Source organism: Stenotrophomonas sp. YJH_SMC_43, from assembly GCF_059372535.1.
The window spans coordinates 62,233-83,615 of the sequence record NZ_JCAFVQ010000002.1 but is presented as its reverse complement, the minus strand read 5'-3'; the positions used below and the strand labels follow the sequence as shown (position 1 = coordinate 83,615).

Here is a 21,383-nt window from a genome sequence, read left to right as displayed (position 1 = left end):
GCACTGGTGCGAAAGGGGGGACTCGAACCCCCACGCCTTGCGGCACTGGAACCTAAATCCAGGGCGTCTACCAATTCCGCCACTTTCGCGTGGCCGGCTCAGGCATTCATTGTCGCAGGCGACGGCGGGAATCGGAAGGCCTGCACAAAACTGAACATGACAGCCCTGTGCTCATTGCCCGCGCCAAAGGCCGCCCCGAAGGTCGTGCGACCGTTCGGGACGGCGGCGACTCAGTGCTTCGCCTCGGCAGGGGACGCAGGTGCGTCAGCGCCCTGCCCGGCCGCCACATCCACCTTGCGGATGTCCACGCCACCCTTGTCGGTGCGACGCAGCCCCATCGCCTCCGGCGCAGCCTCACCCTCCACCGGCTGCGCCGGCTGCATCTGCATGGTGTCACCGACCGGGCGCGCCGGAACCGCCCCTGTACCTGCATCGCGCTCCACGGTCTGCGCCGGATCACGTTCCGGCGCGCAGGCCACCAACACCAGCAACGCAAATGAAACCCACAGACCCCGGTGCAGTCGTTTCATATCGGCCATCTGGATCTTCCTTCATACATGCATGCGCCCTCGGCGCGGAAGATCCATTGGGTGCGATGAAGGGCGCAGCGTGGTGAGAAGCAGCGCACAGCATTGAAAACACTGATGACGCGTATGCCCCTGATTTCAGCATCGCTTCAGTAGATCCACGCCATGCGCGGATGAAACGCCACCCGGCGAACAGGCAAGAAAAAAGCCACTTGGCGAACCAAGGGGAAGCTGCTGCGCATTCGCGCCGCAGCCCCACGCTTTGCATGGCAAAGTGCGGGCCCCACTTCACCAGCCCCCACATCCCCGCGGCTTCGCCGCGCCCCCTTGACTCAAGGGGGCTCCACTCCAGCCAGCACCGCTGGTATCTGCAGACGCCACCCGGCGAACAGGCAAGAAAAAAGCCACTTGGCGAACCAAGTGGCTTTCGTCTGGTGGGCTGTCAAGGATTCGAACCTTGGACCTATTGATTAAGAGTCAACTGCTCTACCAACTGAGCTAACAGCCCGAAATCGGGGCGCGAATTATGACCCGATCCGCTCGGTGGGTGCAAGCACTTTTTTCAACGTGGTTGAAACCAGCACTGCGGTCCCGCTGCTGCTGCAGATCCGCGCCGAGCGGGTTCTGCAACGCGTGACCCATCGAAACGATGGGAGTCACACCTATAAGAAAAAAGCCACCTGGGGTACCAGGTGGCTTCTGTCTTGGTGGGCCGTCAAGGATTCGAACCTTGGACCTATTGATTAAGAGTCAACTGCTCTACCAACTGAGCTAACGGCCCGTGAAACTCAGACGCACATTGTAGCGTGCTTTCTGTTTATTGCAATACCGTTTCGGCTGCGCCGATGCGGTTGAATCAGTGGGGTGGCTGAGGGGATTCGAACCCCCGACCACCGGAATCACAATCCGGTACTCTAACCAACTGAGCTACAGCCACCACTGAAACTTTCGCTCCACCGCCGATGAGGCTGACGTTGGAACTTGATGCTTTGCTACAGGGCCGAACCAGAAGTCCGTCCCCCGAAGCGAGTCCGGCATTTTCCGGGAGTCGCGAAGGAATTGCAAGCACTTCTTCACATTGATGTGCAGGGGCCGGAACAGGAGATCAGAGCTGCTCGGCCGAGATCACACGCACGGCGTCCCCGTGCTCGTCCAGGAATGACAGCGTGGCCTCCCCCTTCGGCGTGACCTGCAACTGCTGGCGCGGCTGGCCCGCTCCGTCGAGCAGCTGAAACATCGCATTGTGCGACTGCGTCCTGCCAGGAAACACACGACGGGTAATGGCTTGCACACCTGCGCGTGCAAGCGCTCATCTTCGGCCGAGAACATCGGCCGCCGCTGTCCATCGGCAACATCGTTTCGATCACGTCGATCGACGCACTGCGTTGGTCCGTCGCCCCGTCAGAAGGCCAGTCAACGCCAGCGAGGTGACACCGCCGCAGTACAGGGCAAGCCGCCGTTGGCAACTGCGCAGACGATGCACTTCGGCCAGCACCTGCTCTACCTCTCCCGCGCCTTTCCAAACTGCATCTCATGCCGAGCGCCAGAAGGTGCGTGCCGCCTGCGCCGAAGGTCAGGCGCAGGCAAACAGCTCGCCATGGTCGGACGCACTCCCGACGGCGTGAACGATTGGTGAACGAATCGTGAATGAATCTCAAACGGGAATGGGGGAGATCCATTCATACAACGTTAGCTGCAGGACATGGAACGCGAGGCGCGCGTTTGCAACCATGCCGGTTCCTGCAATGAAGGTGAGATCAATAGATGAGCAAGCGGCTAATCGGATTCGTCACGCTGGCAGCGGTGCTGGCAGTGGCAGCCGTTGCAATGTACGGCTACCGGCAGCAGCCAGCTGCCGATGCCACGGCAGAGGAATCCGGGAACAGTGGCAGCCTTGATGAAAGGCCCGACCAGGGAAGGCAGCTTCCGGCGTCAGGTGCGGCGGCCGCGCAGAGGCTGGAGCGGGACAACAAGATCCCGCCGGGCTCGTACAAGGCGGTGGGCCCCAAAGCCTACGAGATCGTAAGAGGCAATGAGTTCCGGCCTCCCGGTGACGCGCTCGCCCACGTCAAGCAACTGATGCTGCGCTCCGAATCCGGAGATGCCACGGCAACCTACGAAATCTATCGAACCATCGAGCAGTGCCAGACCTTCATCTCGGATCGCGCTGACAAGCTGGCGGATTCAGCCACCACGGTCGGGTCCGGCAACTGGTTCCTGGAGCGATCGGAACGAATCCTCAAAGAGTGCGAGTCGCTGGCTCTGGATCAGGACATCTATCACGCCGATTGGCTTTCGAAGGCCGCCGCCATGGGCTCGCAGGAAGCGATGCGCGCTTACTCGCGATCGCCGGAGAAAGTCATCGGTTCGCTTGATGACGCAATCCGTGATCCCGCGGCGCTCGAGGCGTGGAAGGACACCGCCACCGGATATCTGCGCGAACTGGAATCACAAGGGAACGTCAATGTCATCAGCGACATGGCGATGGCCTACACGTATGGCGGCATCGTTCCTGCGGATCCCGTTGCCGCCCTGGCGTACACCCGCGTCCTCAACCGGCTGGACCCACGTTTTGCCACCACCACTGACATTGCCAACCATGAGAAAAACCTGAGCAGCCAAGAGAAAGAGAAAGCCCGCATTTCATCGAACGAAATCTTCAAGAACTGTTGCATCCCACGATAAGGACCTATTGTGAAAGCTAGACTGATTGGGATTATCCCTTCGCTTGGTAGAAACTCCATTCCCGCCATTGCAGGCGTGCTGCTGTTCATGGCAGCCGGGAGTCTTCAAGCGAAAAAGCTTCCTGGCGTCATCAACTGCACCGCCGGATGCACGCTGACAACCCCGTATCCCGATCCGGTGACCAACCAGCAGCTTTCCCAAGAGGTCCAGAAGCTCAATGACGGCCGGACCACCGTCTGGACAGCCCAGACGCGAGTCCAGACCGGCGATGTCCTGACCGTCTGCAACGGTATTTCCTGCGTCAACTACACGTGGCGAGGTGCAGGTTTCGACTCCGGCGAAGTGATTTCGACCGTCCTCCCGCCCAACTCCCGGGGCGGTGGTGGTGGCGGCGGTGGTGGTGGTGGTGGTGGTGGCAGCGGCCCGATCAGCGGCGGCTGCCACGGCAACTGCGGTGGCGGCAAGGTCCGGGTGGGCGAACTGGAACAGATGTGATCCATCCAGGGCGCACTCGACCAGAGTGCGTCCATCGCGACTTGGGAAAGGCCAGCGCATAGCGCTGGCTTTTTTTCGTTGCCGGGCACATTGCCCCAACCCAGGCGGCGCTGCTCAAGCACCTGCGGAGTGAGCCGATCATCGCCAGACGCAGGTTCACCGCAACCCGCCTGGCATCACGCCGTGCGACTGCCCCCCCAGGCAAAGGGCATCTTTCATCGGAAAAGAGGAAGGTGGAATGCTCGCCACCCAGGATTGCCCAGCCATCGAATGGGAACCGATGTTCGCGGGCGTGAGTTCATAAACCATTGATTCCAATGGCGCGCCCGACAGGAATCGAACCTGTAACCGCCGGCTTAGAAGGCCGGTGCTCTATCCAGTTGAGCTACGGGCGCCCGAACCGGAACGGTGTCCAATCCGACGTGATGTGGGATTGGTCGGGGTAGAGGGATTCGAACCCCCGACATCCTGCTCCCAAAGCAGGCGCGCTACCAGACTGCGCTATACCCCGGTCTTGCAATCCCCTCGGGCCATGCCCGGGGAGTTGGTCATTGTCGCCAAGCGCATTGGGAACTGTCAACGCAGGATGTGCAGATCCGGCGCCTGCCACAACGCCGAAAGCAGTCATCGGCTATGCTCACGCCCATCGGCCGGATGGCCGTCCAGACCCTCATTCGCACGGAGAACGCGCATGCGCAGCGGCAACCCGGCTCTTTCCGAGTCCACCTTCCTCGACCTCGCCAGCGGCTCGGTGGTGACCAGCCCCGACCAGGCAATGACCCTCAACGGCACCGTCAACAAGACCGGTTTCCTGCTGCTGTTGACCGTGCTGACGGCCGCTTTCGCCTGGAACCAGACCATCGACGACTACGGTCAGGTTTTGCCCGGTGCCAGGCTGTATGCCATGGGCGGCGCCATCGGCGGCCTGGTGCTGGCGCTGATCACCGTTTTCAAGAAGGAATGGTCGCCGGTCACCGCGCCGATGTACGCGCTGGTGGAAGGCCTGTTCCTCGGCGCCATCTCGGCCGTGTTCAACGCCAAATTCCCGGGCATCGTGTTCCAGGCCGTGCTGCTGACCTTCGGCACTCTGTTCGCGCTGCTGTTCGCGTACCGCAGCGGCCTGATCAAGGCCACCGAGAACTTCAAGATGGGCGTGGTCGCGGCCACTGGCGGCATCGCCCTGCTCTACCTGGCATCGTTCGTGCTCGGCTTCTTCAACATCAACGTGCCGGTGATCCATGACTCCAGCTGGCTGGGCATCGCCTTCAGCCTGTTCGTGGTGGTCGTGGCCGCGCTGAATCTGGTGCTGGACTTCGACTTCATCGAGACCGGTGTCGCCCAGCGTGCGCCGAAGTACATGGAGTGGTATGGCGCATTCGGCCTGATGGTGACCCTGGTCTGGCTGTACGTTGAATTCCTGCGCCTGCTGTCGAAAATCCAGCAGCGCTGAGCCGCAACATGCAATAGACGACAAAGGGCGCCCTTCGTGGCGCCCTTTGTCGTTCCTCCCTCAGCGCGCCAGCAGCACCGGAAGCGACGATGCCAGCAACGCGATGCCTGACGCGGTCAGCAGGCCCAGCACGAGCTGCCGGAAGCGCGCCTCGCTGATGCCGATGTAGACCCGCGCGCCCAGCAGGGTCGGCACGAGCATGGCCGGTGCCACAATGGCGAAATACGGCAGCATCTGCCGGCTGACCAGGCCGCTGCCGACATAGGTGGCCATGGTCACCGCCAGCATCGCCAGGTTGAAGTTCTGGATGACCGCGCGCTGTTCGTCCTTGCCGAAGCCTCGCAGGGTGCTCCACAACGTCGGCACCGGCCCGGCAAAGCCGCCAATGCCACTGAGCACGCCACCGGCCATGCCAGCGATCGCATCACCGATACGGCCGCCGACGCGGACCGGAGGCAACGAGCGCGCCATCAGCATGACCGGGCACCACAGCGCCAGGAAGCCGCCCAGCAGCGCCTTGAACCAGTCCATGTCCAGCTGTGGCAGCACCATCACGCCCAGCGGAATGCCGGCCAGCCCGCCCAGCACGAAGGGCAGCAACAGGCGCAGGTTGAATCCACGGCGCACGGTGAACACAGCCACCAGCTGACCGACCAGCGCACCAAACACCGACAGCGTCGCCGCCAGCCGCGGCTCCAGCCCCCATGCCCAGAACGACATCGCCACCATGCCAAAGGCGAAGCCGGACAGGCCCTGCACGAATCCGGCGACGATCGCGCCCAGCGCGACCAGCAGATACACCGACTCCATCACCACCTCGGTTGCAGCCGCGCGACTATCCTGCCGCGCCCACCTGTGCAGCGTAGTGCGCCGCGAGGTGCTCGACCAGCGCACGCACTTTCGGCGCCAGCGCACGTGCATGCGGATACAGCGCGAAGTAGCGGCGCTGCCCGGCATGCCAGGCCGGCAACACGCGGATCAGACGACCGGCGCGCAGGTCCTCCTGTACGGTCAGTGCGGTGAACAGGCTGATGCCCATTCCGGCCAACGCCGCGGCATACAGCGCGGGCGTGGCATCCACGCGCAGGCGCTGGCCGGCCTCGATGCTCACGCTGGCACCGCGCGGCCCCTGCAGCTGCCAGGGCGGCATTGACGGCGTGGGACTGAATCCCAGCAGCGTATGTTGTTCGAGATCTGCAGCCTGTCGCGGCAGACCACGACGTGCCAGATAGGCCGGCGCAGCAACCAGGATGCGCGGGCAGCTGGCCAGTTCGCGCGCGACCAGCTGGCTGTCCGGCAACGAGGGCGCGATGCGAAGAGCCAGGTCGAAACCGCCCCCCACCACGTCGACCAGTTGATCATCGGCCGACAGGTCCAGCGAGACCTGCGGGTAGCGCTGCAGGAACGACGGCAGCCACTGGGGCAGCTCCTGGCTGGCGACCACCTGCGGCACGCTGATGCGTACGGCGCCACTGGGCTGCGCCTGCCCGGCGCGCGCGCGGTCGTCCGCTTCCTGCAGGCGATCGAGCAGCACGCCGGCCTCCCGGTGATAGTCGCGCCCGGCTTCGGTCAACGACAGCCGCCGACTGTTGCGATCGAGCAGTCGCACCTGCAGATGCTCTTCCAGCTGCCGCAGTTGCCGTGACATCGCCGAGTGGGTGGTCCCCAGGCGCTCGGCAGCAGCAGTGAAGCTGCCTGCGTCGACGATGGCGCGCAGCGCACGCAGGGCGGCGAAGTGATCCATCGGCGAGCGACTCCAGGTGACGGGGCCCACGGCATGCGGGCCCCACCAGCTTATCAAGCGCCGTCGCCGGCCTTGCGCACCGGCAGCGCCAGGATCGCGTCGGTGTTCATGACATCACCGAAGGCGTCTTCGATCTGCGCCAGCGAGGCGTCATGCAGCGCGCGATGATCGATGCGCTGGCCACTGGCCAGGTCCAGGTCGCGGCTGGCGCTGGCATCGGACGATACGATCACCCGGTAGCCGCGCGGTGCCGCCGCCGCGTCGCGCGCAGCACCGGCCACACAGGCATGGGTCTGCAGGCCGGTGACGATCAGGGTGTCGATGCCGGCATCCTTCAGCACCGTGTCGAGCATCGCGGCCGAGTTGCCAGCGAACACGCTGACATTGTCCTTCTGCACCACGGTCTCACCCTTGCGCGGCTGCAGGTCGCGATGGAAGGCGGCATTGACGCTGCCCTGCGCGAACAGCGGTGCACCGGCCGGCAACACATGCTGCACGTGGATCACGCGGATGCCGTGAGTATCGGCGAACTCGACCACCCGCCTGGCCTGGCGCAGTGCGGCCACGCCATCGGGAATGACCATGCGGCCACCAGCAAAGCCGGGCGCGGCGCTGGCATCGAAGTATTCGTTCTGGAAGTCGATCACCAGCACGGCGGTCTTCGCTGCATCCAGCGAGGCCGCGACCGGCGCGCCGGCCATGTGGCGGATGGTGGGATGGGACGGTTCGGCGGCAGCGACCGGGGCGGTGGCGGCCATGCCGATCAGGCTGGCCAGGCCGAAGGCGGTGAGGTTCATGGGAGGGTTCCTGTGCGGTGGGTGTGGGGCACAGGATGCGGAGCGATTGGCGCACGAACCAGCCGTGCGGGGGCACATGACCTGTGCGAAAACCGCACAACCGATCATTCCGTCATCCACGCATGGCGTGGATCTACCGGAAAACGCAACGGGGCGCCCGAAGGCGCCCCGCTGGGATCCAACCGAGGCCGACCGGCCGCTTACAGGCGGCTGGCAATGGCCTTGGCGAAGCTCATGGTGGTGCCGGTGCCGCCCAGGTCGCCGGTCAGCGAGTCCTTGGCTTCCATGGTCGCCACGATGGCCTTGCGCAGGCGCTCGGCGTTTTCCGGCTGGCCGACGTGGTCCAGCATCTGCGCGGCTGCCAGCAGCAGCGCACACGGATTGGCCTTGCCCTGGCCGGCGATGTCCGGCGCGGTGCCGTGCACGGCTTCGAAGATCGCCGCATCCTTGCCGATGTTGGCACCCGGGGCCAGGCCCAGGCCGCCGACGAGGCCGGCGCACAGGTCGGAGATGATGTCGCCGAACAGGTTGGTGGTGACGATCACGTCGAACTGTTCCGGACGCATCACCAGCTGCATGCAGCAGTTGTCGACGATCATTTCCTGGAATTCGATGTCCGGGTACTGCGCGGCCACTTCACGGGCGACATTCAGGAACAGGCCCGAGGTCGACTTGATGATGTTGGCCTTGTGCACGGCGGTGACCTTCTTGCGGCCGGTGCTCTTGGCCAGCTCGAAGGCGTAGCGCACGATGCGCTCGGAGCCCTTGCGGGTGATGCGGGTGCCGGAGAAGGCGGTCTCGCCGTCGGCCGACACTTCCTGGCCTTCGGCCAGGTACGCACCTTCGGTGTTCTCACGAACGGTGATCAGGTCGACGTTGTCGAAACGCGACTTGGTGTTCGGGAAGGTGTGGGCCGGACGCACGTTGGCGTACAGGTCGAAGTGACGGCGCAGGCTGACGTTGATCGAGGTGAAGCCACCACCGACCGGGGTGGTCAGCGGGCTCTTCAGCGCGACCTTGTTGCGCGCGATCGATTCCAGGGTCACCGCCGGCATCAGGTCGCCGTGCTTTTCCAGGGCCACCAAGCCGGCGTCGGCGTCTTCGTACTCCAGGCCAGTCTTGAGCTGGTCGAGCACGAACAGGGTGGCGTCCATGATTTCCGGGCCAATGCCGTCGCCGCGGATGACCGTAATTTTCTGCGTCATTGATCGATGTTCCGAACAGGGGGAAAAACGCCGTCCGGACGTGCCCGGAAACGCCGGCGCAAAGGAAGTTTCACCGGCAATTATGCCTTACCCGGCTCGGAGACCCCAAATAGGCAATTAGTCCGAGCCGGGTAAGGCAGAATTGCCCGCGCATTTCTCCTCTACCCCCGCCTGTCGGCGCGCCCCTTCAACAAGAAGGGGCTCTTGGGCGGTTGGATCGCGGGAAATGCCCCGGCGCGCGGCCGTGATCCGGTAGCGCCGGGCCATGCCCGGCGGCTTTTCGTTCAGGTCTCCGCCGGGCATGGCCCGGCGCTACCTCAGTGCTCGTGCGCTGCCGGGGCGGCGGCGCCGCCTTCCAGCTGGTCGAGGAAGTCGACCGCGCGGCGCAGGTGCGGGATCACGATCGAGCCGCCCACCACCAGGCCGACCGAGAAGGTCTCGAAGAATTCTTCACGGGTCACCCCGGCGTCCTTGCACTGGGCCACGTGGTAGCTGATGCAGTCGTCGCAGCGCAGCACCATCGAGGCCACCAGGCCCAGCAGTTCCTTGGTCTTCACGTCCAGCGCACCGGCCTGGTAGGTCTGCGTGTCCAGCGCGAAGAAGCGCCGCACCACCTGGTTCGGCTCGCCCAGGATGCGCTCGTTCATGCGCTTGCGGAACTCGGTGAACTCGGCGATGCGGTCCTTGCTGCCGTCGTCGGCCGCGCTCATGCCTGGCCCTGCCCGGCCAGCAGCGGCTCGAGCTTGCCTTCACGGTGCAGGGCCATCATGTCGTCGTAGCCGCCCACATGGACGTCGCCGACGAAGATCTGCGGCACGCTGGTACGGCGGGTCTTGGCCATCATCTTCTCGCGCTCGACCGGGTCCAGGTCGATGCGGACCTCGGTCCATTGCTGGCCCTTGCTCTTCAGGAAGTTCTTGGCGGCCACGCAGTACGGGCAGACGGCGGTGGAATAGATGGTGATGGCGGGGGCACCGCCGGCGGTCTGGGCTGTCACGGGAAACTCCACGATGGATCGACGGTCTACATATGGTACCGGTGCGCTGGAAATTCCACGCCACGGCCGCAACACTGTGGATTAACGAATGGTTGCCCCCTGCCCTGCCACGCTTGGCGCGCCCCGCCCGAGGACCTCCTGCTTGCGAGCCCTGCTGCTGACTACCGCCGTCACCCTGGCCCTGGCCACGCCGCTGGCCCAGGCCCAGGAGAAACTGCCCGACATCGGCTCGTCGGCCGGCGAGCTGCTGACCCCGGCCCGTCAGGCCGAGTACGGCGCGATGATGCTGCGCGAGCTGCGCAACTACGGCTACCTGCTGGACGACCCGCTGGTCAACGACTGGCTGCAGACCATGGGCACCCGCCTCGGCTCCAACAGCGACCAGCCGCGCCAGCCGTACACGTTCTTCGTGATGAAGGACCGCCAGATCAACGCCTTCGCCACGCTGGGCGGCTACATCGGGGTCAATGCCGGCCTGGTGCTGACCGCCGAGCGCGAGGACGAGGTGGCCGCGGTGCTGTCGCACGAAATCGCCCACGTCACCCAGCAGCACGTGCTGCGCGGAGTCGAGCGCGCCCAGCGCGACCAGATCCCGATCCTGCTCGGCATGCTGGCGGCGGTGGTGGCCGCGCAGGCCAGCAACAGCACCTCCTCCGGCAACGCGACGATGGCCGCGATCAGTTCCGGCATGGGCCTGATGCAGCAGCGGCAGATCAACTACACCCGCTCCAACGAGTCCGAGGCCGACCGCCTCGGCATCCGCACCCTGTCGCGCAGTGGCTACGACGTGGATGCCATGGCCGGCTTCTTCGAGCGGATGGCATCGGCGATGCGCGGCAACGAGGGCGGCTACAGCGTGCCCGAGTTCCTGCGCACCCACCCGGTCAACATCACCCGCATCAGCGAGGCCAAGGCCCGCGCCGAGCAGATGAAGAAGGACACGGTGCTGCTGACCACCACCACCCCCAGTGGCGAGCGCAGGGAGCGCGTGGACCCGACCGATCCCAGCCTGGCCGAACCCCTGTTGCGCGGAAACAACCCGCTGCTGCCCAGCAGCGTGCTGCGCATCCCGATGGGCCAGCTCAGCCGCGGCGCCAGTGGCGACTTCGACTGGGCGCGCGAGCGCCTGCGCGTGCTCAGCGCGGACTCCCCCCCCGAGCTGGAACGCGAGTACGCCGATCTGGCCAAGCGCCAGAAGGACGGCCTCAACGATGCCCAGCGCTATGGCCAGGCGCTGGCGGTGATGCGCAGCGGTCGCGCCGGCGCCGCCCAGGCCCGGCAGACCCTGGCAGGCCTGCTGCAGACCCGCCCGGACAATCTGTGGCTGGCACTGGGGCTGGGCGAGGCCGAATCGCGTGCGGGCCAGACCGCCCAGGCCAACAGCCGCTTCGAGCAGCTGCTGCGCCAGCACCCCAACAGCCGTCCGGTGGCGCTGACCTATGCCGAGATCCTGAACGAACAGGGCAGCCGCGAGGCCGGCCAGCGCGCGCAGGCCATGCTGCGGCCCCTGCTGTCGCAAAGCGGTAACGATCCGGTCTTCCAGCAGCGGTACGCCCGCGCCAGCGAACTGGCCGGCGACAGCGTGCGTGCCAGCGAGGCCTACGCCGAGGCGGCCTTCCTCAGCGGCCGGCCGGAACAGTCGCTGATGCAGCTACAGGCGCTCAAGCGCAATCCGGCGCTGGACTATGTCGGCCGGGCACGGGTGGATGCGCGCATCGAGGCGATCACCCCCACCGTGCTGGAGCTGCGCCGCCAGGGCGTGCAGGACCCGGATCTGGACCGCCGCTGAGCGCTGCATGACCGGCCGATGGCAATCCAGGCCGGTTCCGGCCAGGCAGTCACAAACATGTCATCAAACCGTAGTCTACTGGCACCACTCCAGTAACCGAGCCCTACGGTGTCCTCGTGCAGAAACGCATCCTGATCGTCGATGACGAGCCCGCGATCCGTGAAATGGTCGCCTTCGCCCTGCGCAAGGGCGATTACGAACCGGTCCACGCCGGCGACGCCCGTGAGGCCCAGACCGCCATCGCCGACCGCGTCCCCGACCTGATCCTGCTGGACTGGATGCTGCCCGGCACCAGCGGCCTGGACCTGGCCCGCCGCTGGCGCAAGGAAACCCTGACCCGCGAAGTGCCGATCATCATGCTGACCGCCCGCGGCGAAGAGAACGATCGCGTCGGTGGCCTTGAAGCTGGCGTCGACGACTATGTGGTCAAGCCGTTCTCGGCGCGCGAACTGCTGGCCCGCATCCGTGCGGTGATGCGCCGCGCCCGCGAAGATGACGAGGACGGCAGCGTGGCCGTCGGCCCGATCCGCATCGACGGCGCCGCCCATCGCGTGTTCGCCAACGACCAGCCGGTGCCGATCGGCCCCACCGAATACCGCCTGCTGCACTTCTTCATGACCCACCCCGAGCGCGTCTACACCCGCGCCCAGCTGCTGGACCATGTCTGGGGCGGCAGCGTGTACGTGGAGGAGCGCACCATCGACGTGCACATCCGCCGCCTGCGCAAGACGCTGGAACCGTTCAACGCCGAAAACATGGTGCAGACCGTGCGCGGCGCCGGCTACCGCTTCTCCACTGCTACCTGAGTCTCGTCGTGCCGGCGCCACGCACCTGCGGGTGCCGGCGCCGGCAACTCTGCTATAACCCTCGGTTCACCCCAGTGAACCGCCGCACCTCAACGACGAGATCGCAATGCCCCGCCACATCCGCTCTGCCTGGTTGAAGACCCTGGCCACCGTTGCCGCGGTACTGCTGTTCGCCGGATTGGTGGGGTGGTTCACGGGCCATCTGTGGTTGTGCATCGCACTGGGCGCACTGGCCACGCTGGCATGGCATTACTGGCGCCTGCGCAGCGTGCTGCGCCGGCTGACCGCGCGCCAGCGCTGGGACACCGCCGAAGAAGGCACCGGCGTCTGGAACGAGCTGGACCGCCTGCTGTACCGCAACCAGGTGGAAATGCGCGTGCGCAAGCGCCGCCTGCTGGACATGCTGCGCAGCTACCGCGCCGCCGCCGCCGCGCTGCCCGATGCCGTGGTGGTGCTGGACCGCAACAGCCAGCGTGTGCAGTGGTTCAACGAAGCGGCCACCGCCCTGCTGGGCCTGCATCATCCGGGTGACCTCGGCGAGGCCCTGGTCGAACGCCTGCAACCGATGCCGCTGGCGCACTGGCTGGCTGGTGGCCGCAATGCCGAGCCGATCCTCGACGTGCCCTCGCCGGTCGACCCGGCGATCCGCCTGAACCTGCGCCTGATTCCCTATTCCTCCGATTACTGGCTGCTGATCGCCCGCGATGTCAGCAAGCTGCTGCGCCTGGAGCAGGTGCGCCGCGACTTCGTCGCCAACGTTTCACACGAGCTGCGCACGCCGCTCACCGTGGTCCACGGCTATCTGGACATGATGGACCCGGAGGATTTCCCGGGAACCGGTCCGATGCTGGAAGAAATGCGCAAGCAGAGCCAGCGCATGGCCCAGCTGGTGGAAGACCTGCTGACGCTGTCGCGCCTCGAGTCGCAGGAACACAGCGAGGAAGAGACCGTGGCCATGCAGCCGATGCTGGCCACCCTGCGCCGCGAAGCCGAAGCGCACAGCCAGGGCCGCCACCAGATCAGCATCGACGATCTTGCCGGCGTTGACCTGCAGGGCTCGACCAAGGAACTGCACAGCGCCTTCTCCAACCTGGTCACCAACGCGGTGCGCTATACGCCGGCCGGTGGCCGCATCGCCGTGGAATTCCGCCGCGAAGGCGACGGCGCCGTGCTGGCAGTGCGCGATTCCGGCTACGGCATCCCGGCCACCCACCTGCCGCGCCTGACCGAACGTTTCTACCGTGTCTCCAGCAGCCGCTCCCGCGAAAGCGGCGGTACCGGCCTGGGCCTGTCCATCGTCAAGCACATCCTCGGCCTGCACCATGCGCGGCTGGAGATTGAAAGCGAGGTTGGCAAGGGCTCGGTGTTTTCCTGCCATTTCGATGCCGACCACGTGCGCCCGCGCGAGTCCGCCCCCCTGACTTCCATCGAAGAATGACGCCATGAGCAGCCTCGGATCCCTCCCCCTCCCCGTGAGCCCGGACAACGATCCGCTGCGTGACCCGGCGCTCTACATCAACCGCGAACTGTCGCAGCTGGATTTCAATTTCCGCGTGCTGGCCCAGGCGATGGACCCGCAGGTGCCGCTGCTGGAGCGGCTGCGCTTCATGTGCATCTCCTGCACCAACCTGGACGAGTTCTTCGAGATCCGCGCCGCCGCCGTGCGCCACGCGCAGGAATTCGGCCTGCCGCCGGCGCCGGACGGGATGAGCCCGCAGGCCATCCTCAATGCCATCCACGACCGCGCCGCGGAACTGGTGGACCAGCAGTACCGCTGCTGGAACGAGACGCTGCGCCCGGCGCTGATGGAGGCCGGCATCGGCGTGCTCGGCCGCCATTCCTGGACCGACCGCCAGAAGCGCTGGCTGCGCGCCTACTTCCGCAACGAGATCATGCCGGTGCTGTCGCCGCTGGGCCTGGACCCGGTGCATCCGTTCCCGAAGATCCTCAACAAGTCGCTGAACATCGTGGTGGTGCTGAAGGGCACCGACGCGTTCGGCCGCGCCGGCCATCTGGCCATCGTGCGTGCGCCGCGCTCGCTGCCGCGCATCATCCAGCTGCCGGAGAAGCTCGGCGGATCGCAGAACTTCGTGTTCCTGTCGTCGGTGCTGTCCACCTTCGTCGATGAGCTGTTCCCCGGCATGGAAGTGCAGGGGGCCTACCAGTTCCGCGTTACCCGCAACTCCGAGCTGGTGGTGGACGAGGAGGAAGTGGAGAACCTGGCGCTGGCACTGCGCGACGAACTGGTCGACCGCGGCTACCGGCCGGCGGTGCGCCTGGAAATCGCGCAGGACATGCCACGCGACATCGTGCGCACCCTGCTGCAGAATTTCGGCCTGACCGAGAACGCGGTGTACCGCATCGACGGCCCGGTCAACCTCAACCGCATCATCCAGCTGTACGACCTGATCGCGCAGCCGGACCTGAAGTACCCGCCGATGACCCCGCGCACGCTGCGCGACAGCGACGGCATCTTCGAGACGGCGGCGCGCCAGGACCTGCTGCTGCACCACCCGTTCGATGCCTTCACCGCAGTGCTGGACCTGATCCGGCAGGCGGCGATCGACCCCAACGTACTGGCGATCAAGCAGACCCTGTACCGCACCGGCAAGGATTCGCTGATCGTCGACGCGCTGATCCAGGCCGCGCGCAACGGCAAGGACGTGACCGTGGTGGTTGAACTGCGCGCACGTTTCGACGAAGAGGCCAACCTGGGCCTGGCCGATCGCCTGCAGGAAGCCGGCGTGCAGGTGGTGTACGGCGTGGTCGGCTACAAGACCCACGCAAAGATGCTGCTGATCGTGCGCCGCGAGGGCCGCAAACTGCGCCGCTACGTGCACCTGGGCACCGGCAACTACCACAGCGGCACCGCCCGCGCGTACACCGACATCAGCCTGATCACTGCCGATGCGGACATCGGCAACGACGTGCACCTGCTGTTCCAGCAGCTGTCCGGGCTGGCCTCGAAGATGAAGCTCAAGCGCCTGCTGCAGTCGCCCTTCACCCTGCACTCCGGCATCCTCGGCCGCATCGAGCGCGAAACGCGCATCGCCGCCGCCGGCCGCCCGGCGCGGATCATCGCCAAGATGAACGCACTGAACGAACCGCAGGTGGTGCGCGCGCTGTACGCCGCCTCGCAGGCAGGCGTGCAGATCGACCTGATCATCCGCGGCGCCTGCACCCTGCGCCCGGGCGTACCGGGCATCTCGGACAACATCCGCGTGCGCTCGATCGTCGGCCGCTTCCTGGAGCACAGCCGCGTCTACTGGTTCGGCAACGACGGCGCACCGGAGATGTACTGCGCCAGCGCCGACTGGCTGGAACGCAACCTGCTGCGCCGTGTCGAGACGTGCTTCCCGATCCTCGACCCGGAGCTGGCCAAGCGCGTGTACCGCGAAGTCCTGCAGAACTACCTGGACGACAACCTCAACGCCTGGGAACTGGATGCCGACGGCATCTACCACAAGCGTGCCCCGGCACACGACGAAGCCCCGCATTCTGCGCAGATGGCATTGATGCAGGGGCTGTGAGCCGGTGTGTCGACCAAGGTCGACACCTACCAGGAGCGGCAGGCACCGATTCTGGTCGGGATTGGATCAGTGTCGACCAAGGTCGACACCTACCAACAGCAGCGGAATTCTGTCGAAGGCGGGGTGGGTCCGGTGGCAGGGGTGTGAGCCGCATGGATGCGGCGACCAAGCCCCCATGGACGGGTTAACGGCGTCCCCTGCCATCGGACCCACCCCGCCATCCTACGGATAGCCCGCTTTTGCTTTTGCTTTAGCCGTTGCCGTTGATTCGGCGGGTGCAGGGCGCAGCCCTGCCGCACTCCCCTCTTCCAAAATGTGAAGGCCGCGCGGTGACGAGCACACCGCCCCTTCGGCTAACATTCGTCCATGCCGCATACCACCACGACTCCGCCCGCATTGCAGGATGGCGACCTGCTGGCCGCCATCGACCTTGGCTCCAATAGTTTCCACATGGTCATCGCGCGCTACACGCTCGGCCAGCTGCGGGTGATCGACCGCCTGCGCGAGACCGTGCGCATGGCCGATGGCCTGGATGGCAAAGGTGGGCTCTCCTCCGCTGCGCGGCAGCGCGCGCTGGAATGCCTGGCCCGCTTCGGCCAGCGCATCCGCAACGTGCCGCCGCACCGGGTACGTGCACTGGCCACCAACACCGTGCGCCAGCTGCGCTCGCCGCAGTCGTTCCTGGTTCCCGCCGAAACCGCGCTCGGGCATGCCATCGAAGTGGTCAGCGGCCGCGAAGAAGCGCGCCTGATCTACCTGGGCGTGGCCCACGCGCAACCGCCCAAGCCCGGCCAGCGCCGGCTGGTGATCGACATCGGCGGCGGCTCCACCGAATTCATCATCGGCATGGGCATGCAGACCCTGGAGCGCGAAAGCCTGCAGGCCGGCTGCATCGCCAGCACCCGGCGCTTCTTCCCCGGCGGCAAGCTGAGCAAGAAGCGCTGGAAGGACGCACTGGCCGAGATCGGCCGCGAGTTCCAGCCCTTCGCCAGCAAGTACCGCGCGCTGGGCTGGCAGGAAGCACTGGGTTCTTCGGGCACGCACAAGGCGATCAGCGAGATCTGCGCCACGATGAAGCTGAGCAAGGGCGCGATCACCGCCGAGGCCCTGCCCCAGCTGCGCGACGAACTGCTGAAGGCCAAGAAGATCGACGACATCCAGTTGCCGGGCCTGTCCAGCGACCGCCGCCCGATCATCGCCGGCGGCATCCTGGTGCTGGAGGCCGCCTTCCAGGCACTGGGCCTGCAGAAGCTGCTGGTCAGCAAGGCGGCGATGCGCGAAGGCATCCTGTACGACATCGTCGGCCGCGCCGGCGAAAACGACCTGCGCGATGAATCGGTGTCCGCACTCAGCCAGCGCTACGGCATCGATACCGTGCAGGCCGATCGCGTGCAGGACACCGCGCTGTCACTGCTGGAACAGGTGCAGGAACGCTGGCGGCTCGATGCCGACGACGCGCGGATGCTCGGCTGGGCCGCACGCCTGCACGAGCTGGGCCTGATGATCGCGCACAGCGGCTATCACGTGCATGGCAGTTACGTACTGGAACACTCGGATATCGCCGGCTTCTCGCGGCAGGAACAGCAGATGCTGGCCGCGCTGGTGCGCAGCCATCGCCGCAGCGTAACCAAGACCGCCTTCGACGCCCTGCCCGAGCGCCTGTTGCTGACCGCTCGCCGGCTGGCCGCCCTGCTGCGCCTGGCGGTGCTGCTCAATCGTGCCCATGAGGACGATCCACTGCCCGCGCTGGAACTGACCGCCGACGACAACCGCCTGTCGCTGATCGTGCCGCAGGCCTTCATCGATGCCCGGCCGCTGCTGCGCGCCGATCTGATCGGCGAGACCGACGGCATCGCCGGGCTGGGCATCCAGTTCCGGCCGTTCGTGGCCTGAGGCTCACGCTTTCCCACGAGGGGAAGAAGGTCACACACCGTTACGATTCGCGCATGCGTCCCCCGTTGACCTGCTGCGATGCAGCAGATCATGTCGGGGGAGCGCATTCAGGGCTACAGCTAAGCGACTGCTTTTGTTGAGCTTTCGTGAAATCTGACGATGAAGCCTGGTACAAATCGACACGCCCTCTTTACATGGCATTAACCAACGAGACTACTATCGGGTCATCGGTCCGCTTATCGGCGGCCGATTCCTTCGACGCCCCTTTTGGCGTCCCTGCACGACCTGAGAGAGAGAGAGCTCGTCATGACTTCACGCACCACCCCCCTGGGGCAGGCCATCCGCTACGCCCTGGCAACCACTGCGACGCTGGCCGCGCTGCCTGCGTTCGCCCAGAGTGGCAGCACTGCCGCGCCGACCACCCTGGATCGCATCGAGATCACTGGCTCGCGCATCCGCCAGGTGGACGTGGAGACCGCACAGCCGGTCCTGGCACTGAGCCGGCTGGACATCGAGCGCCAGGGCTTCAGCTCGGTGGCCGACATCCTGCAGAACGTCACCGCGATGGGCAGCCCGGCGATCAGCCGCGCCAACGCACTGAGTTCGGGCGAAAACACCGGCGGCACCTACATCGACATGCGCAACCTGGGCGCGCAGCGCACCCTGGTGCTGGTCAACGGCAAGCGCCTGGGCATCAGCACCTCGGGCCTGCAGGACGTGTCCTCGCTGCCGGTGTCGGCGGTGGAACGCATTGAAGTACTGAAGGATGGCGCTTCGGCCATCTACGGTTCCGATGCGATGGCCGGCGTGATCAACATCATCACCCGTTCCAACGTCAACGGCGTGACCGCCAACGTCTACCACGGCCAGTACAGCGAAGGCGACGGCGCCCGTGACCGCTTCGACGTGGTCGGCGGCTGGAGCAATGACCGCGTGTCGCTGACCCTGGCACTGGAGCACTCCGAAGAAAAGAGCGTCTGGGCCAAGGACCGCTGGTTCAGCAAGTACGGCGTGAGCGACCGCCACCCGAACGATGCCTCCAACTGGACCACGCTGAGCCAGTGGGGCCAGGTCACCGGCCTGAAGGGTGGCCCGGGCTGCACCAACACCAGCCAGGGTTGCGGCTACTCGCTCAACCGCGGCGCTGATCCGACCAACCCGGCCAACTACCACCTGACCGACGCGACCCCGTTCACCGGCGATGTCAGCAACGCCAACGAGCAGATGCACGTCATGTATCCGCTCAAGCGTGACTCGGTGTACTTCGACGGTCGCTTCAAGATCACCGACCAGGTCAACCTGCGCACCGAATTCGGCTACAACAAGCGTTCGGCCGAGCGCCAGATTGCAGGCTACCCCCTGCAGTCCAGCTCGGTGTCCATCTCGGGCGACCCGACCGCTACCGGCCTGATGTCCAAGGACAGCTACTTCAATCCGTTCGGCAACCAGCACGGCTATGCCAAGCCAACCGACGTGGCCTGGAACCGCCGCACCTGGGAAATCCCGCGTGTGAGCACCAGCGAACTGAAGACCTACCGTGCGGTAGTGTCGCTGGATGGCAGCTTCGAGATCGGCCAGCGCTACTTCGACTGGGACGTGGGCTACCAGTACAACCGCAACGAGCTGACCGCTACCGCCACCGGCAACCTGCACAAGAAGCGCGTGCGTGACGCCGTGGGTCCGTCGTTCCTGGATCCGGCCACCGGCAAGGTGATGTGTGGCCGTCCGGGCGCGGTGATCAGCGGCTGCACGCCGTGGAACCCGCTGGTGCCCTACGGCAAGAACGATCCGAACGGACTGACCGGCAATGAAGAACTGATGGCCTGGCTGTTCCCGGCGGAGCACACCACCGGCCGGACCACCACCAAGAACGCGTTCGCCAACCTGTCCGGCAGCATCATGACCCTGCCGGCCGGCGACCTCGGCTTCGCTTTCGGCGTGGAAAGCCGCAAGGAAGATGGCCGCTACACCCCCGATGCCCTGGCCCAGACCGGCGCTACCACCAACCTGGCCGCAGGCCCGACCGGTGGCAGCTACAACGTGAAGGAAGCCTACCTGGAGCTCAGCGTGCCGGTGCTGGCCGACCTGCCCGGTGCGCGTGAGCTGAGCTTCAGTGCCGCCACCCGCTACTCCAAGTACAACACCTTCGGCAACACGCTCAACAGCAAGTTCGGCTTCAAGTGGAAGCCGATCGACCAGCTGCTGGTCCGTGGTACCTGGGCCGAGGGCTTCCGCGCACCGACCATCAACGATCTGTACGGTGGCGGTTCGGAAACCTTCGCGCAGTTCAGCGACCCGTGCGACACCGTGTTCGGCTCGGCCAAGGGCAGTGCTGAAGTCCGCGCGCGCTGCGCACGTGACATCGCCGATGCCGCCAACTTCCGCCAGCTGAAGCAGGGCAACACGCCGGTAACCACGGCACAGGATGCGACCCCGACGCCGTTCGTGTCCGGTTCCAACCCACTGCTGGTTCCGGAAACCTCGACCAGCAAGACGCTGGGCCTGGTGTGGAGCCCGACCTTCGTCAGCAACCTCAACGTGGCGCTGGACTGGTGGAAGATCCGCATCGACAACACCATCGTCGGTGACAGCCCGAACCAGATCCTGAAGGACTGCTATGAGCAGGGCATCGAATCGCGCTGCAGCCGCTTCACCCGCGACCCGTCCAACGGCATCGTCACCGGCCTGAAGTTCGGCAACCGCAACGCCGGCTTCGCCGAGACCGAAGGTTACGACCTGGATGTCAGCTACCGCGTCGACACCGGCTACGGCAAGCTGAGCGCAGGCTGGACCAGCACCTATGTGAGCAAGAACGTCTACCGCTCCACCAATGATGTCCGTGATGCGATCACGCCGATCAACGGCGTGGCCAACACCATCGGCACCGCCACCAGCCTTGCCTTCCGCGTGCGCTCGAACCTGGTGCTGGGCTGGGATGTGGGTGACTTCGGCGTCAGCTGGACGGCACGCTACTACTCCGGTGTGAAGGAGCGCTGCCTCAACGCCTCGCGGTATCCGGACGAATGCTCCGATCCGACCTTCCTGGCTCCGTGGCTGAAGTCGCCGACCGCTTACAACGAGCGCGGCGCGGTGACCTTCCACGACGTGCAGTTCCGCTACAACCTGCCGTGGGATGCCACCGTTTCGGTGGGCGCGAACAATGTGTTCGGCAAGGAAGCTCCGGTGATGTACAGCAAGCCGAACTCGTCGTTCTCCTACTACGGTGGCTACGACATCGGTCGTTTCATGTACATGAAGTACCAGCAGCGCTTCTGATCCATCCACGCTGTTGAAGCTCGACGACCACGGCCCTTCGGGGCCGTGGTTTTTTTCTGCCCCGCGCAGACTGTCGCTTTCCACATTGACCCTGATGCGTTCAATCAGGGGCACGGTCCTCTGCGCTGCGTCCGCCGCAATGCCACAGGTTGGAGCAATCGGTTGATTTGCTTCTGCTTTGTGCAGAAG

General features: G+C 65.6%; 17 protein-coding genes and 6 tRNA genes. 9 read left to right on the top strand and 14 right to left on the bottom strand.

The annotated features are described in order from the left end of the window. Positions 1 to 4: 4 nt before the first annotated feature. The 6 genes from AC5QAH_RS06675 to AC5QAH_RS06650 all read right to left on the bottom strand — a co-directional run bounded on the left by AC5QAH_RS06675 (position 5) and on the right by AC5QAH_RS06650 (position 1,764). Positions 5 to 89 (bottom strand) — tRNA-Leu (locus AC5QAH_RS06675). Positions 90 to 230: 141 nt separating this feature from the next. Beyond that, positions 231 to 539 carry a hypothetical protein gene (locus AC5QAH_RS06670; RefSeq protein ID WP_049454896.1) on the bottom strand — a complete coding sequence of 103 codons (309 nt, stop codon included), beginning with the start codon at positions 537 to 539 and terminating at the stop codon, positions 231 to 233. 420 nt (positions 540 to 959) lie between these two features. After that, a tRNA-Lys gene (locus AC5QAH_RS06665) sits at positions 960 to 1,035 on the bottom strand. A gap of 197 nt (positions 1,036 to 1,232) precedes the next feature. Further along, a tRNA-Lys gene (locus AC5QAH_RS06660) sits at positions 1,233 to 1,308 on the bottom strand. A gap of 79 nt (positions 1,309 to 1,387) precedes the next feature. Continuing rightward, positions 1,388 to 1,464 (bottom strand) — tRNA-His (locus AC5QAH_RS06655). Positions 1,465 to 1,632: 168 nt separating this feature from the next. Next, the gene (locus AC5QAH_RS06650; protein ID WP_019336556.1) at positions 1,633 to 1,764 is read right to left on the bottom strand and encodes a hypothetical protein; all 132 of its coding nucleotides are present in this window, start codon (positions 1,762 to 1,764) and stop codon (positions 1,633 to 1,635) included. Between the two features lie 527 nt (positions 1,765 to 2,291). Here AC5QAH_RS06650 and AC5QAH_RS06645 point away from each other — a divergent pair. Both AC5QAH_RS06645 and AC5QAH_RS06640 read left to right on the top strand, forming a co-directional pair. Continuing rightward, a complete protein-coding gene (locus AC5QAH_RS06645) occupies positions 2,292 to 3,212 on the top strand; it encodes a hypothetical protein (RefSeq protein ID WP_049454898.1) in 921 nt (306 codons plus the stop codon). 9 nt (positions 3,213 to 3,221) lie between these two features. Further along, positions 3,222 to 3,707 carry a hypothetical protein gene (locus tag AC5QAH_RS06640; protein WP_239684567.1) on the top strand — a complete coding sequence of 162 codons (486 nt, stop codon included), beginning with the start codon at positions 3,222 to 3,224 and terminating at the stop codon, positions 3,705 to 3,707. A 318-nt stretch (positions 3,708 to 4,025) separates the two neighbouring features. On the opposite strand, the gene AC5QAH_RS06635 is transcribed toward AC5QAH_RS06640, so the two are convergent. Beyond that, positions 4,026 to 4,102 (bottom strand) — tRNA-Arg (locus AC5QAH_RS06635). Between the two features lie 39 nt (positions 4,103 to 4,141). Continuing rightward, a tRNA-Pro gene (locus AC5QAH_RS06630) sits at positions 4,142 to 4,218 on the bottom strand. A 180-nt stretch (positions 4,219 to 4,398) separates the two neighbouring features. On the opposite strand from AC5QAH_RS06630, the gene AC5QAH_RS06625 reads away from it, so the two are divergent. Beyond that, positions 4,399 to 5,157, top strand: coding sequence for a Bax inhibitor-1/YccA family protein (locus AC5QAH_RS06625; protein WP_019336559.1), 759 nt, complete (start codon positions 4,399 to 4,401; stop codon positions 5,155 to 5,157). Between the two features lie 60 nt (positions 5,158 to 5,217). On the opposite strand, the gene AC5QAH_RS06620 is transcribed toward AC5QAH_RS06625, so the two are convergent. The 6 genes from AC5QAH_RS06620 to grxC form a co-directional block, all read right to left on the bottom strand. Beyond that, the gene (locus tag AC5QAH_RS06620) at positions 5,218 to 5,967 is read right to left on the bottom strand and encodes a sulfite exporter TauE/SafE family protein (RefSeq protein ID WP_049412689.1); all 750 of its coding nucleotides are present in this window, start codon (positions 5,965 to 5,967) and stop codon (positions 5,218 to 5,220) included. Between the two features lie 25 nt (positions 5,968 to 5,992). Then, a complete protein-coding gene (locus AC5QAH_RS06615; RefSeq protein WP_241876895.1) occupies positions 5,993 to 6,901 on the bottom strand; it encodes a LysR family transcriptional regulator in 909 nt (302 codons plus the stop codon). Between the two features lie 53 nt (positions 6,902 to 6,954). Continuing rightward, on the bottom strand, positions 6,955 to 7,698 hold the full coding sequence (locus AC5QAH_RS06610; protein WP_125437321.1) for a cysteine hydrolase family protein: 744 nt from the start codon (positions 7,696 to 7,698) through the stop codon (positions 6,955 to 6,957). Positions 7,699 to 7,898: 200 nt separating this feature from the next. Then, a complete protein-coding gene (locus AC5QAH_RS06605; RefSeq protein WP_019659534.1) occupies positions 7,899 to 8,903 on the bottom strand; it encodes an isocitrate dehydrogenase in 1,005 nt (334 codons plus the stop codon). Positions 8,904 to 9,220: 317 nt separating this feature from the next. After that, positions 9,221 to 9,613: a carboxymuconolactone decarboxylase family protein gene (locus tag AC5QAH_RS06600; RefSeq protein WP_004154542.1), complete on the bottom strand. Its 393-nt coding sequence runs from the start codon at positions 9,611 to 9,613 to the stop codon at positions 9,221 to 9,223. Next, positions 9,610 to 9,900, bottom strand: coding sequence for a glutaredoxin 3 (grxC, locus tag AC5QAH_RS06595; protein WP_010483913.1), 291 nt, complete (start codon positions 9,898 to 9,900; stop codon positions 9,610 to 9,612). Before grxC ends, AC5QAH_RS06600 begins: the two co-directional genes overlap by 4 nt. A 142-nt stretch (positions 9,901 to 10,042) precedes the next feature. On the opposite strand from grxC, the gene AC5QAH_RS06590 reads away from it, so the two are divergent. The 6 genes from AC5QAH_RS06590 (at position 10,043) to AC5QAH_RS06565 (ending at position 21,194) form a co-directional block, all read left to right on the top strand. Beyond that, complete coding sequence (locus AC5QAH_RS06590; protein ID WP_495232201.1) at positions 10,043 to 11,689, top strand: M48 family metalloprotease; 1,647 nt, start codon at positions 10,043 to 10,045, stop codon at positions 11,687 to 11,689. A 116-nt stretch (positions 11,690 to 11,805) separates the two neighbouring features. After that, entirely contained in the window at positions 11,806 to 12,495 is a 690-nt protein-coding gene (gene phoB, locus AC5QAH_RS06585) for a phosphate regulon transcriptional regulator PhoB (RefSeq protein WP_005408258.1), read from the top strand. 106 nt (positions 12,496 to 12,601) lie between these two features. Then, positions 12,602 to 13,933: a phosphate regulon sensor histidine kinase PhoR gene (gene phoR / locus AC5QAH_RS06580; protein ID WP_005415460.1), complete on the top strand. Its 1,332-nt coding sequence runs from the start codon at positions 12,602 to 12,604 to the stop codon at positions 13,931 to 13,933. 4 nt (positions 13,934 to 13,937) lie between these two features. Further along, positions 13,938 to 16,025 (top strand): polyphosphate kinase 1, encoded by a 2,088-nt coding sequence (ppk1, locus tag AC5QAH_RS06575; protein WP_313411923.1) that lies wholly within the window; start codon positions 13,938 to 13,940, stop codon positions 16,023 to 16,025. 366 nt (positions 16,026 to 16,391) lie between these two features. Next, positions 16,392 to 17,918, top strand: coding sequence for an exopolyphosphatase (gene ppx, locus AC5QAH_RS06570; protein WP_010483920.1), 1,527 nt, complete (start codon positions 16,392 to 16,394; stop codon positions 17,916 to 17,918). A 306-nt stretch (positions 17,919 to 18,224) separates the two neighbouring features. Beyond that, complete coding sequence (locus AC5QAH_RS06565; protein WP_010483922.1) at positions 18,225 to 21,194, top strand: TonB-dependent receptor domain-containing protein; 2,970 nt, start codon at positions 18,225 to 18,227, stop codon at positions 21,192 to 21,194. Positions 21,195 to 21,383: the final 189 nt, after the last annotated feature.

Bases quoted from the DNA above. Each gene is read 5' to 3' on its own strand.
- AC5QAH_RS06645 (WP_049454898.1), top strand. From the start codon at position 2,292: ATGAGCAAGCGGCTAATCGGATTCGTCACGCTGGCAGCGGTGCTGGCA.
- AC5QAH_RS06600 (WP_004154542.1), bottom strand. From the start codon at position 9,613: ATGAGCGCGGCCGACGACGGCAGCAAGGACCGCATCGCCGAGTTCACC.
- AC5QAH_RS06615 (WP_241876895.1), bottom strand. From the start codon at position 6,901: ATGGATCACTTCGCCGCCCTGCGTGCGCTGCGCGCCATCGTCGACGCA.
- AC5QAH_RS06605 (WP_019659534.1), bottom strand. From the start codon at position 8,903: ATGACGCAGAAAATTACGGTCATCCGCGGCGACGGCATTGGCCCGGAA.
- AC5QAH_RS06565 (WP_010483922.1), top strand. From the start codon at position 18,225: ATGACTTCACGCACCACCCCCCTGGGGCAGGCCATCCGCTACGCCCTG.
- AC5QAH_RS06670 (WP_049454896.1), bottom strand. From the start codon at position 539: ATGGCCGATATGAAACGACTGCACCGGGGTCTGTGGGTTTCATTTGCG.
- AC5QAH_RS06610 (WP_125437321.1), bottom strand. From the start codon at position 7,698: ATGAACCTCACCGCCTTCGGCCTGGCCAGCCTGATCGGCATGGCCGCC.
- AC5QAH_RS06620 (WP_049412689.1), bottom strand. From the start codon at position 5,967: ATGGAGTCGGTGTATCTGCTGGTCGCGCTGGGCGCGATCGTCGCCGGA.
- ppk1 (WP_313411923.1), top strand. From the start codon at position 13,938: ATGAGCAGCCTCGGATCCCTCCCCCTCCCCGTGAGCCCGGACAACGAT.
- phoR (WP_005415460.1), top strand. From the start codon at position 12,602: ATGCCCCGCCACATCCGCTCTGCCTGGTTGAAGACCCTGGCCACCGTT.
- AC5QAH_RS06650 (WP_019336556.1), bottom strand. From the start codon at position 1,764: ATGTTTCAGCTGCTCGACGGAGCGGGCCAGCCGCGCCAGCAGTTGCAG.
- AC5QAH_RS06625 (WP_019336559.1), top strand. From the start codon at position 4,399: ATGCGCAGCGGCAACCCGGCTCTTTCCGAGTCCACCTTCCTCGACCTC.
- ppx (WP_010483920.1), top strand. From the start codon at position 16,392: ATGCCGCATACCACCACGACTCCGCCCGCATTGCAGGATGGCGACCTG.